Genomic DNA, 16,529 nt, shown 5'->3' on the forward strand with positions numbered 1-16,529 from the left:
CTTATCTTTGGATACATTTTATATCAACTGTTGTTATAAATGAAGAAACGATCTATTCTAATACTATTTCTATCGGTGATAGGGCTTACAAGCTTTGCCTATCCCAGCATGATTGTGGAACACTACACGGCCGAACGAGGGTTACCTAATAATATTGTAAACTGTACTTTAAAGGGTAGCGAGGGCTTTGTCTGGTTCGGCACTTGGTATGGCTTATGTAGCTTTGACGGTACTAAGTTTCGTTCGTACGATAACCGTGACGGATTTTATTCGGCTGACATTCCTCCACGTAAGATTCAGCGTATCGTAGAAGATAAGAATGGCTTTCTTTGGCTCAAGACCATTGATCGTAAACTGTATCTGTTTGATAAGAAACATGAAAGTTTTCATGCGGTTTATGACGATGTGAAGGAATACTCTGAGAATATTCAGATTATCAAGATTCAGACTACTGCGGATGGGGATGTCCTATTACTGACCAAAGATAAGAGTCTGCTTCGTGCGCATACTGATAAAGAGGGCAAAATTACAATGAAGCAATTGCACGATTCACGCCCTAATATTAACCACTACGATATGCGTTTGAAGCATAATGTGTTATGCGAGACTTCCGAATTTATCAATTGGGTGGGTATGGATTATCAGATACTTTCGTTAAGGAAAGGAGCGGGGTTGAAAGATAAGCCTGCCGATTTCATTCAGAAGAAGATAGCCGGTAGCCCCGACCAGTTCACCTGTGCGTCTTATAATTCCAGATGTTTATGGTTAGGCGACCGGAACGGACACATCTATAGTATTGATCCGGAGAATGGAGTGGTCAATCGTTATGAAATACCGGGAATGGATCAGCCGGTTGTAAATTTGCTGGTAACAGAGACAGGGTTGGTGTATATTACTACAAGTGAAGGAGTATACGAGTATAATATCGGTTATAAGCAATTGACAAAATTACCGCTTTCCATCGACGGGAGAGAAACAGGAACTATATTCATAGACAAATATGATAAAATCTGGTTTCAGGAAGGTAATAATGCATTGGTATACTATGATCCTTTAAATAAAGCCAATCGTCGCTTTACATTTCCTAAACAGAATTCCATAGGAAATTTTGAAATGCAAGATGCCGGTGAACAGGGTATGTTTTTTCTGACTCCGGGCGGAGAGATTCTTTTGTTCGACCGGGAGGAACTGGAGATGGTTCGCCTGAATCAATCAAAGCCTTTTGTCGATGATGCTCCCGGACAACTGTTTTTTCATCTATTGCTGGATAAAGACGAGATTCTCTGGTTGGCTTCTACAGATAATGGGGTGTACAGGGTTAACTTTCCCAAGAAGCAGTTCCAGGTACTTAAAGAAGTGTCTCCGGTGCCGGTTGGTGATGAAAAACCTAATTCCTGGAATCAGGGGATACGCGCTCTGTATCAGGCAAAGAATGGCGATATTTGGGCAGGAACCCGTTGGCAGGCCCTTTATCGCCTTGATAGTAACGGACAGGTAAAGCAAGTTTTCTCGGAAAAGAATTATCTGGTGGGAGCTGTATATCATATCATGGAAGATAAAGATGGGAATCTTTGGTTCTCTACCAAAGGCAATGGTCTTGTGAAGGCTGAACCGGATATGAATTCTCCGCAAGGGTTACGCTTCATACGTTATAAAAATGATCCTAAGAATCCGAATTCAATCAGTAGTAATGATGTGTATTTCACTTATCAGGATAGCCAGGGACGTATCTGGGTTGGTTTGTTAGGTGGTGGTCTGAATCTGATCAGTGAAGCGAACGGGACAATTGCCTTCAAGCATAAGTATAATGGTTTGAAGCAATATCCGCTTTATGGGCTTTATATGGAAGTGCGTACAATGATGGAGGATAATGACGGACGTATCTGGGTAGGAACAATGGATGGTCTGATGTCTTTTGATGGTCATTTCACTAATCCCGAAGAGATTCAATTTGAAACTTACCGCCAGGTGAGTGAACGTTCGAATGTTGCTGACAATGATATTTATGTATTGTACAAAGATTCCGAATCACAAATCTGGGTAAGCGTATTTGGGGGAGGATTGAATAAACTGGTACACTATGATAAAGAAAGGCGGGTACCTGTCTTTAAATCTTACGGCATCCGTGAAGGTATGAATAATGATGTAGTAAAATCAATAGTAGAAGATAAAGACGGAAATCTCTGGTTTACTACAGAAATAGGATTGTCTTGTTTCAATAAAGACACCGAACAGTTCCGTAATTACGACAGGTACGATGGATTCCTGAACGTTGAGTTGGAAGAAAGCAGCGCGCTCCGTACTTTGAACGGTGACTTATGGCTTGGTTCCAGGCAAGGTATTCTCACATTTTCACCTAATAAACTGGAAACGCAGAATATGAACTATGATACACGCATAGTCGACTTTAAAATCTCCAATCGTGATTTGCGTAGTTTTCATGAAGATCCTGTATTGAAAGAATCGATTACATTTGCCGATGCAATCAGGCTAAAGTATAATCAGTCTATGTTTACCATTGAATTTGCTGCATTGAACTTCTATAATCCCAATCGTGTGTTTTATCGATATATCCTTGAAGGATACGAGAATGAATGGCATTACAATGGCAAAAACCGTATTGCTTCTTACACGAATGTGCCGCCCGGATCCTATACTTTCCGGGTGGAAACAATAGATGAAGCCAATCCGGAGCTCGTTTCCAACCGCACGTTGGCCATCACTATTCTTCCGCCCTGGTGGTTAAGCTGGTGGGCTATTGTGATTTATGTAGTCTTGGGTATTATAGCCCTTTATTTCAGTTTGCGTCTGGCTTTCTTTATGATTAAAATGAAGAATGACATCTACATCGAACAGAAGGTTTCGGAAATGAAGATCAAGTTCTTTACAAATATTTCTCATGAACTACGCACTCCTCTGACTTTAATAAAAGGTCCGATACAGGAATTGAGAGAGCGTGAGACACTTTCACCAAAAGGTGTGCAATATGTGGAACTGATGGAGAAGAACACTAACCAGATGTTACAACTTGTCAATCAGATACTTGATTTCCGAAAGATACAGAACGGAAAGATGCGTTTGCATGTGTCGTTGATTGATTTTAATGAGTTGGTAGTCTCTTTCCAGAAGGAATTCCGTGTTCTTTCCGAAGAAAATGAAGTTAGCTTTACTTTCCAGTTGCCGGATGCGGCTATTATGATATGGGCGGATAAGGAGAAGCTGAGTATTGTTATTCGGAACATCATATCCAATGCCTTCAAATTTACCCCTTCCGGTGGCAGCATCCATGTAGTTGCCGGACTGACAGAAGATGGAGAACACTGTTTCCTGAGAGTGGAAGATAACGGGATCGGAATCCCCCAGAATAAATTGACCGAGATTTTTGAACGCTTCTCACAAGGAGAGAATGCCCAAAACTCGTATTATCAGGGTACAGGTATCGGACTGGCACTTTCCAAAGAAATCGTGAATCTGCATCATGGAGTGATTCGTGCTGAAAGTCCTGAAGGAAAGGGAACCGTGTTTATTGTAGAACTATTGCTCGGAAAGGAACATTATCGCATTTCGGAAGTCGATTTTTATGTCAGTGACACTGAAACTGCTCCTGCCGGAGGTGTGTCTTCTGCTGATATCATGGCAGAGGAAGATTCCGAAGAGCAGACGGAAATTGACGCTTCATTGCCGAATCTTTTGTTGGTGGAAGACAATAAAGACCTCTGCCAGCTGATCAAGCTGCAATTGGAAGACAAGTTTAATATTCATATTGCTAATAATGGAGTAGAGGGATTGAAGAAAGTTCACTTGTATCATCCCGATATCGTGGTCACCGACCAGATGATGCCTGAAATGGATGGTTTGGAAATGTTGCAGTCTATTCGTAAAGATTTCCAGATCAGTCATATTCCGGTTATCATCCTGACCGCGAAGAATGATGAAGACGCCAAGACGAAAGCAATCACTTTAGGAGCCAATGCTTACATAACGAAGCCTTTTAGCAAGGAATATTTGTTGGCACGCATTGATCAGTTGCTATCTGAGCGGCTGCTTTTCCGGGAACGGATCCGCCTGCAAATGGAGAATCAGAAAACAACGGAGGAAGATAGTTATGAGCAATATCTTGTGAAGAAGGATGTGCAGTTCCTTGAAAAGATACATCAGGTGATTGAGGAGAACATGGACGACAGCGATTTTAATATCGACACCATAGCTTCCGGAATAGGATTAAGCCGCTCGGCATTCTTTAAGAAATTGAAGAGCCTTACCGGACTGGCACCTGTCGACCTGGTTAAAGAGATTCGTTTGAATAAATCTGTCGAACTGATTAAGAACACGGACTTAAGTATCTCGGAGATTGCCTTTGCCGTCGGATTCAAAGACTCGGGCTATTATAGCAAGTGTTTCCGGAAGAAATATAACCAGACTCCCCGCGAATATATGAGTGAATGGCGGAAAGGGGAGAAATAACCGATTACAAAATGTTTTCTTAACCGTCTTCTTAGAAAACCTATTAAGATTCGAAAGAATGAACAACATTAAGAAAGTATTATCAGTATGGATGCTGGCTACGTGCGTATTGCCAGTGGCAGCACAGTATCCTGTCATTCCCGACTCGGTGAAAGCGAGAGCAGCAAAACAAGAAGCGGAGTTTGACCGGAAATCGGATGCGGCATGGAAGAAAGCCCTGCCGGTTGTTATGGAGGAAGCACAAAAAGGACGTCCTTATAAACCGTGGGCTTCCAAACCGGAAGATTTGATGAAAAGTAACATTCCGGCTTTTCCCGGTGCGGAAGGTGGAGGTATGTATACTCCCGGTGGGCGTGGTGGTAAAGTGATCGTGGTCACTTCTTTGGAAGACTCAGGACCCGGAACTTTGCGTGAGGCTTGTGAAACGGGAGGTGCTCGTGTCATTGTGTTTAATGTTTCCGGAGTTATCCGTTTGAAAGCACCTATCAGCCTGCGTGCTCCTTATGTTACAATTGCCGGACAGACCGCTCCGGGAGATGGTATCTGTGTTACCGGACATTCTTTTCTGATTGATACGCATGATGTTGTGATCAGGCACATGCGCTTCCGCCGTGGAGCGCAGGACGTAGCTTTCCGTGACGATGCGTTGGGAGGAAATGCCGTAGGGAATATCATTATAGACCACTGCTCGGCCAGTTGGGGATTGGATGAGAATATGTCTATCTACCGACATGTATATAACCGGGGAGCGGATGGACATGGGCTGAAATTGCCGACTGTAAATATCACGATTCAGAATTCAATATTTTCGGAAGCATTGGATGCCTACAATCATGCTTTCGGAGCTACAATCGGTGGTCATAACAGCATGTTCTGCCGGAATCTTTTTGCCTCAAATATCAGTCGTAACAGCTCGGTAGGTATGGACGGAGACTTTAACTTTGTCAATAATGTTGTTTTCAACTGGTGGAATCGCTCCATTGACGGTGGTGATAATAAGAGTTTCTATAACATTATAAATAACTATTTCAAACCCGGACCTATCACTCCGTTGGATAAGCCGATTTCTTATCGTATTCTGAAGCCGGAGGCCGGACGTGACAAAAGTCAGCCGACGTCCTTTGGTAAGGCTTATGTAAATGGAAATATCGTCCATGGAAATGCAAAGGTTACAAAAGACAACTGGGATGGTGGTGTACAACTAGCCAATGAAGTGGATGCCGGAAAATTTATTCCGCAGATCAGGGTGGACGAACCTTTCAAAACATCTCCTGTAACCATTATGGATACTCAAAAGGCTTATAATTTCGTGTTAAGTAATGTGGGAGCGACTTTTCCGAAGCGGGATGCTGTTGATACGAGAGTCATCAAAACAGTGAAGACAGGAAAAGCCATCTATGTGAAAGACGCTCCGGAATTCATTTCTCCTTATGTGAAAAGACGTTTGCCTGCGGACTCCTATAAACAAGGCATCATTACGGATATCCGTCAGGTGGGTGGACTGCCCGAGTACAAAGGAGAATCTTATGTGGACTCCGATGGTGACGGTATGCCGGATGCGTGGGAGCTAGCTAATGGACTGAATCCGAATGATCCGAGTGATGCTGTGAAGGATTGCAATGGAGATGGTTACACTAATATTGAGAAATACATCAACGGTATGGATACGAAGATGAAAGTGGACTGGACGGATTTGAAGAACAACTACGATACATTATCCAAACGGAAAAGTTTGCTATAAAAGTATGTGTTGAAAATAAAGTTTATTGTAATGAATATGCAATTGAGAACAATCCTTCTGGGATTATTGAGTATAGGGGTTGTGCAGGGATATGCGCAAACCTTTGCTTTACAGGTTAAGAATGAAGGAATTACTTACCTGAATGATGAACGGGGAAACCGGATACTCGATTTCTCCTATTGCGGCTACCATGCTTCCGGGCAGGATATTCCTTCTGTGGACAATGCAGTGTTTGTACCCTGGAAGGCGGGTGATAATACTGCGCGAATCCAGCGTGCCATTGACTATGTAGCGTCATTGACTCCCAATGCTTCTGGTTTCCGTGGAGCCGTATTACTGGATCGTGGAGAATTCAGCTTATCCGGGGAACTTCGTATTTCCGCGTCCGGCATTGTTCTGCGTGGTATGGATAGAGAAAAAACTATTCTGCTAAAGAAAGGTGTAGATAGAGGAGCACTTATATATATAGAAGGAACGGACAATCTGAGGGCAAAAGATACCTTGCAGGTTCTTTCAGCTTATGTTCCTGTGAATGCAAGAACATTACAGGTTGCTTCGGGCACTTCTTTAAAGAAAGGAGACCGAGTGATGGTGAATCGCCCTTCCGGCAAAGAGTGGATTACCTCCTTAGGGTGTGATATTTTTGGAGGCGGTATTAGTGCTTTAGGATGGAAGCCGGGTGATATGGACCTGACATGGGATCGGACAATCAGCGAAGTAAACGGTAATCAGATTACTCTGGATGCACCATTGACGGTGGCATTGGATGCTCAATATGGGGCTTCTTCTCTCATTCTTTATCAATGGAACGGTCGCATTCAGGAGTGTGGAATTGAAAATATGACATTGGTTTCCGATTATGACAGGCGTTATTCTAAAGATGAAGACCATTGCTGGACAGGTATTTCTATCGGAGAGGCGGAGAACTGTTGGGTGAGACAAGTGAGTTTCAGACATTTTTCAGGTAGTGCGGTTATTGTCCAGCGTACCGGATCAAGAATTACGGTTGAGGACTGTATTTCCCGGGAACCGATATCTGAAATAGGAGGAATGCGCCGTTGTACTTTCCATACATTGGGACAGCAGACTTTATTTCAGCGTTGTTATTCTGAGCAGGGCATTCACGACTTTGCTGCCGGATATTGTGCTGCCGGACCCAATGCCTTTGTGCAATGCGATTCGTATGAATCATTGGGATTCAGCGGATCTATTGATTCCTGGGCGTGCGGATTGCTGTTTGATGTGGTTAATATCGATGGTCATAATCTTACATTTAAGAATCTGGGACAAGATAAGAATGGAGCAGGTTGGAATACAGCGAATAGTTTATTCTGGCAATGTACAGCCGCTGAGATAGAGTGTTATACTCCGGCAAAAGATGCGAAAAACCGCGCGTATGGGTGTTGGGCACAATTCTCCGGCGACGGTGAATGGGCGGAATCCAATAATCATGTGCAACCTCGTAGCATCTTTTATGCCCAGTTGGAAGCGCGTTTGCAGAAGAAATGTGCTGAGCGTGCCCGTATTCTGCCCAGAAATACAAGTGCAACGAGCAGTCCTACTGTAGAAGTGGCAATGGAACTTGCCAAAGAAGCTTATGAGCCACGTCTGACATTGGAACATTGGATTGAGGAGAGGGAATTTGCTCCTTCGGTGTCAGTTGTCGGCTTGAAATCTATTGAGGATATTAAAGAGAAAAAGACAATTCAGGGCGAAACGCGAGACCTACCGGAAATGGTTATTGCAAATGGGCGTGTTCAAATGGATGGGGTCTTGTTGGTGGGAAAAAGCCGCACTACTCCTTGGTGGAATGGTAAGCTCAGAACCAACTATTTGAAGAAGGCAAGTCCGGCAATTACCCGCTTTGTCCCCGGGCGTGAGGGGTTGGGACTGACAGACCGTATAGATTCAGTCGTTAACTTTATGAAGCGGAATCATATACTCGTATTTGACCAGAATTACGGACTTTGGTATGATCGTCGCCGGGATGACCATGAACGTATCCGTCGGCGCGATGGAGATGTATGGGGCCCCTTTTATGAACAACCTTTCGGACGTAGCGGTCAAGGTATTGCCTGGGAAGGATTGAGTAAATATGATCTGAATCGTCCCAATGCATGGTATTGGGCACGTCTGAAAGAGTTTGCGGAAAAGGGAAGTAAAGAAGGATTGCTCTTGTTCCATGAGAACTATTTTCAGCATAATATTTTGGAAGCCGGTGCACATTGGGTGGACTGTCCTTGGAGAAGCAGTAATAATATTAATGAAACGGACTTCCCGGAACCTGTTCCGTTTGCAGGCGATAAACGCATTTTTGTTGCGGATATGTTTTATGATATCAATCATCCTGTGCGACGTGAGCTGCATAGACGATACATTCGTCAGTGCCTGGACAACTTTGCCGATAATCCTAATGTGATTCAGTTGACCAGTGCAGAGTTTACCGGTCCTTTACATTTTGTACAGTTCTGGCTGGATGTAATAGCAGAATGGAAGGTGGAAACCGGTAAGAAGGCCAAAGTAGCATTAAGTACAACGAAAGATGTGCAGGACGCTGTTCTTGCTGATCCGAAACGTGCAGCTGTAGTAGATATTATTGATATTCGATATTGGCATTATAAAACGGATGGCATTTTTGCTCCGGAAGGGGGAAAGAATATGGCTCCCCGCCAGCACATGCGCAAAATGAAGGTAGGAAAGGTGACCTTTGATGAAGCATATAAAGCTGTGAGTGAGTATCGCCGGAAGTTTCCGGATAAGGCGGTTACTTTCTATGCACAAAATTATCCGGCTATGGGATGGGCAGTATTCATGGCGGGAGGCTCATGTCCGGTGATACCCTGCACTGACAAAGATTTCCTAAGAGATGCTGCAATGATGGAGGTAGAAGAAACAGACACTGATGACTATAGGAAAATGGTAAAATCTGGTATCGGAAGTATCATTTATTCCAAGTCCGGAACAGAAATTCCTATTCGATTGTCGTCTGGAAAGTATGTGTTAAAGTACATTCACCCAGGTACAGGAAGAGTGGATGTGATATATAAATCTTTGAAAATTAACGAAATATACCGTTTGAAGACTCTGGAAAAAGGAGAAGGAATTTATTGGTTCCACAAACTGTAAAATGAAAGGTCCCGTTGAAGCCAATTCGATGGGATCTTTCTCTTTATAGGTAATATCTAATAAAAAAGTGTTATAAAACATAGTACTTGTTTTTTCAATCTCCATATCAGATTTTACCTAAAGATTAAGTCGATACCGCATAGCTTTGCAACATCAAATCAATCGAATTAATGCTATGATGGAACAGACTAATAATTCAACCGAAACTTTACTCGCCTCTTTTCAAGCGGGCAATATGGCAGCTTTCTCTGAGCTGTACGATTTGCACATTAATATTCTTTTTAATTATGGGTTGAAGTTGACTATTGATAAAGAGTTGCTGAAAGATTGCATCCACGATATTTTTGTGAAGCTTTATGTGAAGAAGGACGAACTGGGTGTTATTGACAATCTGAAGTCCTACTTGTTCATTTCATTAAAGAATAAACTCTGTGATGAGCTTCGCAAACGCATGTATATGTCCGACACGGCTGTCGAAGAGATAAATGTGGGCTCATCTACGGATGTGGAAGACGATTATATGGAGGAAGAGAAAACCCGGAACAACCTCTTGCTGGTCAATAACCTTATGGACCAGTTATCTCCCCGGCAGCGTGAGGCGCTTACCTTATACTATATAGAAGAAAAAAAATACGAAGATATTTGCGAGATTATGGATATGAATTATCAGTCTGTACGCAATTTGATGCATCGGGGACTGACAAAACTACGTGCTTTGGTAGGGTAATAGGATTGCAGGAAAACTGTTAATATAGGCAAAAGAGGGTAGGGATTGAGTACACGTTCGGGATAATAGCGTCCTATTTATGTAAATGCTTAAAAAAAGACATAGGTATGAGCGCTAAGGTAAAGTTTTTTTTAATGGATGAAGATTTCATAGATTATGTTCTGGGTGTGGCTCCGGAATTGGCTTCTCAATGGGAAGCTTATTTCAGAGTACACCCGGAGGACATAATCGATGCGGAGGAGGCGAAAGCAGTATTATTGGCTCCTGCCGATGTGGATTGCGGTTTCTTGAAAAGTGAATGTGCAATGTTGAAAGATAGGATTATTAGCAGTATATTTTGACGCTTATTGGAATAAATTGGGTACATTTGCATGAAATTGCAATGTCCAATTAATTTCAGATCATTATGATATTAAAACAAGATATCCCTCATGGCTATGCCTATTGTTTTGCAGGTAAAGACTGCTGTCCCAAGGCGAACAGTTGCCTGAGAGCCATAGCGGCGAAGTTGCTCACAGAGAGCGAAGAACCGCAACCTCAAACCGTAAATACGGTGAATGCTATTTATGTTGAGCAATTATCCGACCTGTCTGCCTGTTCCCTTTACCGTTCGAGCGAGCCGCTCCGCTATGCCAAGGGGATGACTCATCTTTTTGACGATTTTCCTCTGAAAGAAGCTCCCTCCATTCGCTTCAGAGTCGTCAACTGTTTTTCGTGCGAACGTTACTTCTATCATTGTCGTAAGGGAGACCGGTTGATTTCGCCGGAAGAACAGCGGAAGATAGCCAATGTATTTCGTGCCTCCGGTCTTGGTATTGCTCCCAAATTCGATGGGTTTGAATATGTGATTGCATGGTGATTCCTATATTCTCTCTCAATATAGTTTTTTTAAAAGTTGTCAGCACTTCAGCACTGATAACTCTTAAACCCTTTGTCAGTCGGGGTTTGACGGCAGTGTTGACAAGGTGTTGGTAAGTGACGACAAGCGTTTTGTCAGCACTGAATTTTAAGCTATTTTCCAGCGTATATTATTATGAATCAAATAAATACTTCGTTTTTGCATGTATGGAATCTTTTCTCTTAATATGTGCATAAAAGAGCTTTCAAGTGGGTAGTTCTCGGTGCGGACACCCACATCCCCACTATATATTAATTAAAGGGATTAGAGTCGATAATCAATGTACTACTGTTCTGTTTCCCTACATCCATGTCACTGAATTACTGCAAAAGGGAAACAGTCTTACTGCAAGGCGTGTGCAGTTTCGCTGCAAGGCATGTACAGTGTTACTGTAAAGCATGTGCAGTGCTGCTGTAAAGCATATGCAGTATCACTGCAAGATATGTGCAGTATCATTGCAAGGTATGTGCAGCAACGTTGCAACACAGTTATAGCATTACGTGTTAAGAGTAAGAGCATCGATTTTCCGCATTAGGATTACAAAATCTATATTCTTTCGTCTTATTTTTAGACAATGAGAATGACTATATCAGTCTGACAGATATAGCAAAATACAAAAGCGATGATCCGACTGCGGTTATCGAGAACTGGCTGCGTAACCGAAACACAATAGAATATCTTGGTATTTGCGAGAGTTTATACAACCCGAATTTTAAACCCCTCGAATTCGAGGGGTTTAAAAAGGAAGCCGGGCTAAACACCTTTACCTTGTCGCCAACAAAATGGATAAGTACGACAAACGCAATAGGAAATGAAGGTCAAGCAAAAGATCTGCGGATGTTTCCGCACGGAGCAGGGGGGGCTGACCACTTTATGAATATTCACTCTGTCGTTGAAACCGCTAAGAAAAACGGAAATTCTAAATATAATGCCATTCTTGCTATTCTTGGATAGTGAGACTTAGCATTATGCATACTTTTGATACTTGAGTAGTTACCTATTTTGAATGACGTGATATTAATAAATTGTAATCAGCTTATGCGATCTTTTTTTTAATTAATCTTGTATTTGAAATTATTAAAAAGAACTCAGTCCTTTTTTATAGAAGAACTGATGATTACAGAAGATAATTTTTTTCGTCTTGTTATTAAGTTTAAGATAAACTTGACTCTCGTTAGAAGAGTATTCCTTTTGTTCTTTTTTAGGGGCAGGGATAATGATATTGTTTTCTCGCAAAAACTGAATAGTATTATAAATGGGAAGAATTTTGAATTTAATTAATAGTATGAATAAACAAGTCTTGATTAGTATTTATTTACTTCTTTTTGTTTTGCTTCCTGCAGGAGCTCAGAACTGTGAGGCAGTTCATGATGATTGTATACAAGTTGCACATCGCTATAAAGTAGCCGTATGTGATTGGATGATTTTGAAGCGTCAGAAGATCGGTTCGTTTCAGTTGATACATGAATTGAAAGGTGATGGTGTAGAATTGGATATGGGATCTCTTGGTAAAAGGGAGATGTTCGATAATAAACTGCGTGAACCTCATTTTCAACAATTGTTTCGTGAAACTGCCCGGAAGTTTCAACTGGAAGTCCCTTCTGTTGCCATGTCCGGTTTTTACGGTCAGTCTTTTTTAGAGCGTACTAATTATAAGGAGTTGGTTCGGGACTGTTTGGAAGCTATGAAAGTGATGGATGCCAAAGTTGCTTTTCTTCCTTTAGGAGGAATAAAGGCAGGGTGGGAAGGAGAACCGGAGCTTCGGGCTGAAGTTGTGAAGCGTTTGAAAGAAGTGGGAGATATGGCTGCTTCCGAAGGTTTAGTAATCGGAATTGAAACCCAATTGGATGCCAAAGGTGATGTGAAGTTATTGAAGGAGGTAGATTCTCCCGGCATCAAGATTTATTTCAAATTTCAGAATGCATTAGAGAATGGACGTGATTTGTGTAAGGAAATTAAGATTTTGGGAAAAAAGAGAATCTGCCAGATTCATTGCACGGATACGGATGGGGTGACTCTTCCTTTTAATGAGCGGCTGGATATGAATAAAGTTAAAAAGACACTCGATAAAATAGGATGGAGCGGATGGCTGGTCGTAGAGCGTTCACGGGATAAGGATGATGTACATAATGTCAGAAAGAACTATGGGACGAATATTGAGTATTTGAAGAAGGTGTTTCAGGAATAAATGAGGGGTAATAACGAGGTAAGCGACTGAATAAATATAATATGTATTTATTCAGTCGCTTGCCTTGTTATATAGGTTTTGACTATTATAAGGTGGGAGAAGGGAAAATATAGAAAAGTGTTGTTAATGGATTTTTTTTAGAATAATATATGAGTACGACATTTCTTGATATACGTCATTTAGAAAGACAAAACAATTATTAATTTGTTAACTGTTTAAATAGAAATGAAAAACCTAAAAAAAAGTCCGAAACAAGATTGGGAGAGAAGTATTAGGCGTACTCCTATTATCTTAGGATTATCTGTAGCATTATGTATACCAGCTACATTTTCGTATGCCAATGTAAGTGACCTGTTTATTGGTGAATTAGTCCAGGCTATTCAGCAGGGACGTATTGTCACTGGTAGGGTTTTAGATGAAAATGGAGAACCCTTAATTGGTGTTTCCGTTTTAGTGAAAAACACGACAGTAGGCACAATTACTGACTTTGACGGTAATTATTCTTTGGAAGTTCCTTCAGATATGAATGAGTTGGTTATATCTTATATCGGATATAAAACGCAAAATGTAGCTGTTGGAAATAGTAATGAACTGAATATTAAAATGGAAGCGGATACACAAGCTCTGGACGAAGTCGTAGTTGTAGGGTATGGTGTAATGAAGAAGCGGGATCTGACAGGTTCTATTGCTTCAGTAAAATCTGATGATATTGTTAAATCACCAGCATCTAATGCGATGGAGGCATTGCAGGGACAGGTCCCTGGTTTGGACATTATACGTAATTCGGGTAAAGCGACCTCAGGAGTTACCATTAATATTCGTGGTCAACGTTCACTGTCTGACGTAAAGGATGAGTTTGGTAACAATATAGCCAATGCTCCGCTATTTATTATCGATGGTATGCAAGGTGGTGACTTTTCGGATATTGCTCCCGCTGATATTGAATCTATTGAAGTTTTGAAAGATGCCTCCTCTACAGCTATTTATGGTTCGCAAGGTGCTAACGGAGTAATCATTATTACTACTAAGAAAGGGGCATTGGGCAAGACTAAGTTTTCTTATAATGGTTATTTCGGTGTAAACGGTTGGGCGCAATATCCTGACATGCTGAGTGGCGAAGATTATATGCAAGTGCGTCGTGAAGCTGCCCGTACCGGTGGTCAGTGGAGTTCTACTGTTGATGACCAGAAACTGTTTACTGTGGAGGAATGGCAAGCTATTCAGAATGGTGAATGGACTAATTGGGTGGATGAAGTACTCCATACCGGACTTGTTCAAAGCCATCAGGTAACGGCATCTGGCGGTACTGAGAAAACAACCGCTTTATTGTCTGCCGGATATTATCAGGAAAGAGGGTCTTTCAAGAATGACAAGATGGAAAAATATAATTTACGTATGAATATCGAACATAAGTTAGGCAGAACTGTAAAAGTGGGAGCAACTACACAAATTACTCATTATGCGCAAGATGAACGTGCTGAAAATGTATTGTGGCGTGCCGCGACGAATGCCCCTCTTGGTAAGGCTTATGATGAAGACGGTAAAGTAGTGGAATATCCATTGGGGAAAAATGGGCAGGTGAGTCCGTTGGTTGATGAAGCTTCGGAAATAGCAGCGAGGCATCATGTCTTGAAAACCAATTTGATAGCTAACGGCTATTTGGATTTTACTCCGATTGAAGGTTTGACCTTTCGTTCTAATTTGGGGACTAATTATGCTTTCTATCGTAAGCAGGATTTTGAAAGTTCAAGTTCTATTGATCGTTTAGGGCAATACTCATCTTCGCTCTCTAAAATAAATTCTTCTGAGAAAAGTTTTGTGAATTGGGATAATATTCTCAGTTATAATAAATCAATAAAAGAGCATACTTTTGGTGCTACAGCTTTGACTTCATGGACACAGTCTAAATATACCTCTGCATATGCACAAGGAGAAGGCCAGTTGGTTGATTCTTACTTGTGGCATAACTTGGGGGCAAATGATAAAAGTTCTTATGTGATAGGTTCTAATTATATCCAGCATCAGACATTTTCATATGCGTTGCGTTTTAATTATAGCTATAAAGGTCGCTATATGCTGACTGTTTCTAATCGTTGGGATGGCGACTCGCGCTTGTCGAAAGGCAATAAATGGGCTAGTTTCCCTTCTGTTGCGGCTGCATGGCGTATTAGTGATGAGGCATTCCTAAGAAATATAGAAGCTTTGAGCAACTTAAAAGTACGTTTGAGCTGGGGTAAAACAGGCAATTCCGGTATTATGGCTTATGGAACCCAGTCAGGTCTGACACCGAAAACAAATTCCGCATTTCAGGATAATGCTTATACCTACTATATATATAATGAATATGTAGGTAATGAAAATGTAGGTTGGGAAATGTCCAATACCTGGGATTTGGGTTTTGATTTAGGACTATTTAAGAACCGTATTTCGGTTGTGGTTGATTTATATCAGACTAAGACAACAGATATCCTATTGCCTCGTACATTGCCCACTTCTATGGGAGGTAGTAATGCTACTCCATTCAAAATGTATCAAAACATAGGTGCGACAATGAACCGTGGTATTGAATTGTCAGTTAATACTGTAAACGTTGATAATAAAAACTTTAAATGGAATTCTACCCTTACTTTTGCTGCTAATCATGAAGAAATTACAGACTTGATTGATGGTAAAGATATTATTGGTTCAGATTCTCATATTACTACCAGTTTGTTGATAGGACATCCGTTGAATTCATTCTATCACTTTGTAAATCAGGGTGTCTGGCAAGAAGATGAAGTGGACGAAGCTGCAAAGTATTTTAAGGATACTAAGAAAACCCAACCGTTTAAACCGGGTGATATCAAGCTGAAAGATTTGAATAATGATTTTATTATTGATGATAGGGATGAAACATACTTGGGCAGTAAATCACCGAAATGGACTGGAGGCTTCAATAATAATTTCAGCTATAAAAACTTTGATTTGAATGTCTATATTATAGCTCGTTGGGGACAGATGATAGATTATGAATTGGCAGGATCTTATGATCCCCAAGGGAAAGGTAACTTTCCCGCATATTTGAACTATTGGACACCAGAGAACCCGTCAAACGATTTCCCACGTCCGTCTCAGACCAATTTTTATAATTATTTGGGTTATCAGACATTGAATTACATTGACGGTTCTTATTGGAAGATTAAGACTGTATCATTGGGATATACGTTACCGAAATCTTTGACATTAAAGTTTGGCGTGTCTAAACTTCGTGCATACATAACTGCCAATAATCTCTTTTCTTTTGCCAAGAATCATTTAATTCAGGATTACGATGCGGAACGTGGAGGCTCGGCTAAGGCCCCATTGCAGCGTCAGTTTATATTTGGTTTGAATCTTGATTTTTAAT

General features: G+C 41.3%; 8 protein-coding genes and 1 pseudogene. All 9 read left to right on the forward strand.

All coding sequences use genetic code 11. The features are described from left to right. Window positions 1-39: 39 nt before the first annotated feature. The gene (locus K6V21_RS16030) at window positions 40-4,464 is read left to right on the forward strand and encodes a two-component regulator propeller domain-containing protein (RefSeq protein WP_224319238.1); all 4,425 of its coding nucleotides are present in this window, start codon (window positions 40-42) and stop codon (window positions 4,462-4,464) included. A gap of 58 nt (window positions 4,465-4,522) precedes the next feature. Then, the gene (locus tag K6V21_RS16035) at window positions 4,523-6,205 is read left to right on the forward strand and encodes a thrombospondin type 3 repeat-containing protein (RefSeq protein WP_217713351.1); all 1,683 of its coding nucleotides are present in this window, start codon (window positions 4,523-4,525) and stop codon (window positions 6,203-6,205) included. 30 nt (window positions 6,206-6,235) lie between these two features. After that, a complete protein-coding gene (locus tag K6V21_RS16040) occupies window positions 6,236-9,331 on the forward strand; it encodes a DUF6298 domain-containing protein (protein WP_224319239.1) in 3,096 nt (1,031 codons plus the stop codon). A gap of 175 nt (window positions 9,332-9,506) precedes the next feature. After that, window positions 9,507-10,058, forward strand: coding sequence for an RNA polymerase sigma factor (locus K6V21_RS16045; RefSeq protein ID WP_224319240.1), 552 nt, complete (start codon window positions 9,507-9,509; stop codon window positions 10,056-10,058). A gap of 107 nt (window positions 10,059-10,165) precedes the next feature. Continuing rightward, window positions 10,166-10,399 (forward strand): hypothetical protein, encoded by a 234-nt coding sequence (locus K6V21_RS16050; protein WP_224319241.1) that lies wholly within the window; start codon window positions 10,166-10,168, stop codon window positions 10,397-10,399. 65 nt (window positions 10,400-10,464) lie between these two features. Next, on the forward strand, window positions 10,465-10,917 hold the full coding sequence (locus K6V21_RS16055; protein WP_224319242.1) for a DUF6078 family protein: 453 nt from the start codon (window positions 10,465-10,467) through the stop codon (window positions 10,915-10,917). Window positions 10,918-11,529: 612 nt separating this feature from the next. After that, window positions 11,530-11,766: pseudogene (locus K6V21_RS26835) on the forward strand (KilA-N domain-containing protein); the annotation flags it as partial. Window positions 11,767-12,241: 475 nt separating this feature from the next. Further along, window positions 12,242-13,144, forward strand: a complete 903-nt coding sequence (locus tag K6V21_RS16065; RefSeq protein ID WP_224319243.1) for a sugar phosphate isomerase/epimerase family protein — start codon at window positions 12,242-12,244, stop codon at window positions 13,142-13,144. Window positions 13,145-13,369: 225 nt separating this feature from the next. Beyond that, window positions 13,370-16,528, forward strand: coding sequence for a SusC/RagA family TonB-linked outer membrane protein (locus K6V21_RS16070; protein ID WP_224319244.1), 3,159 nt, complete (start codon window positions 13,370-13,372; stop codon window positions 16,526-16,528). Window position 16,529: the final 1 nt, after the last annotated feature.

Source organism: Bacteroides cellulosilyticus, assembly GCF_020091405.1.
Lineage (GTDB): Bacteria > Bacteroidota > Bacteroidia > Bacteroidales > Bacteroidaceae > Bacteroides.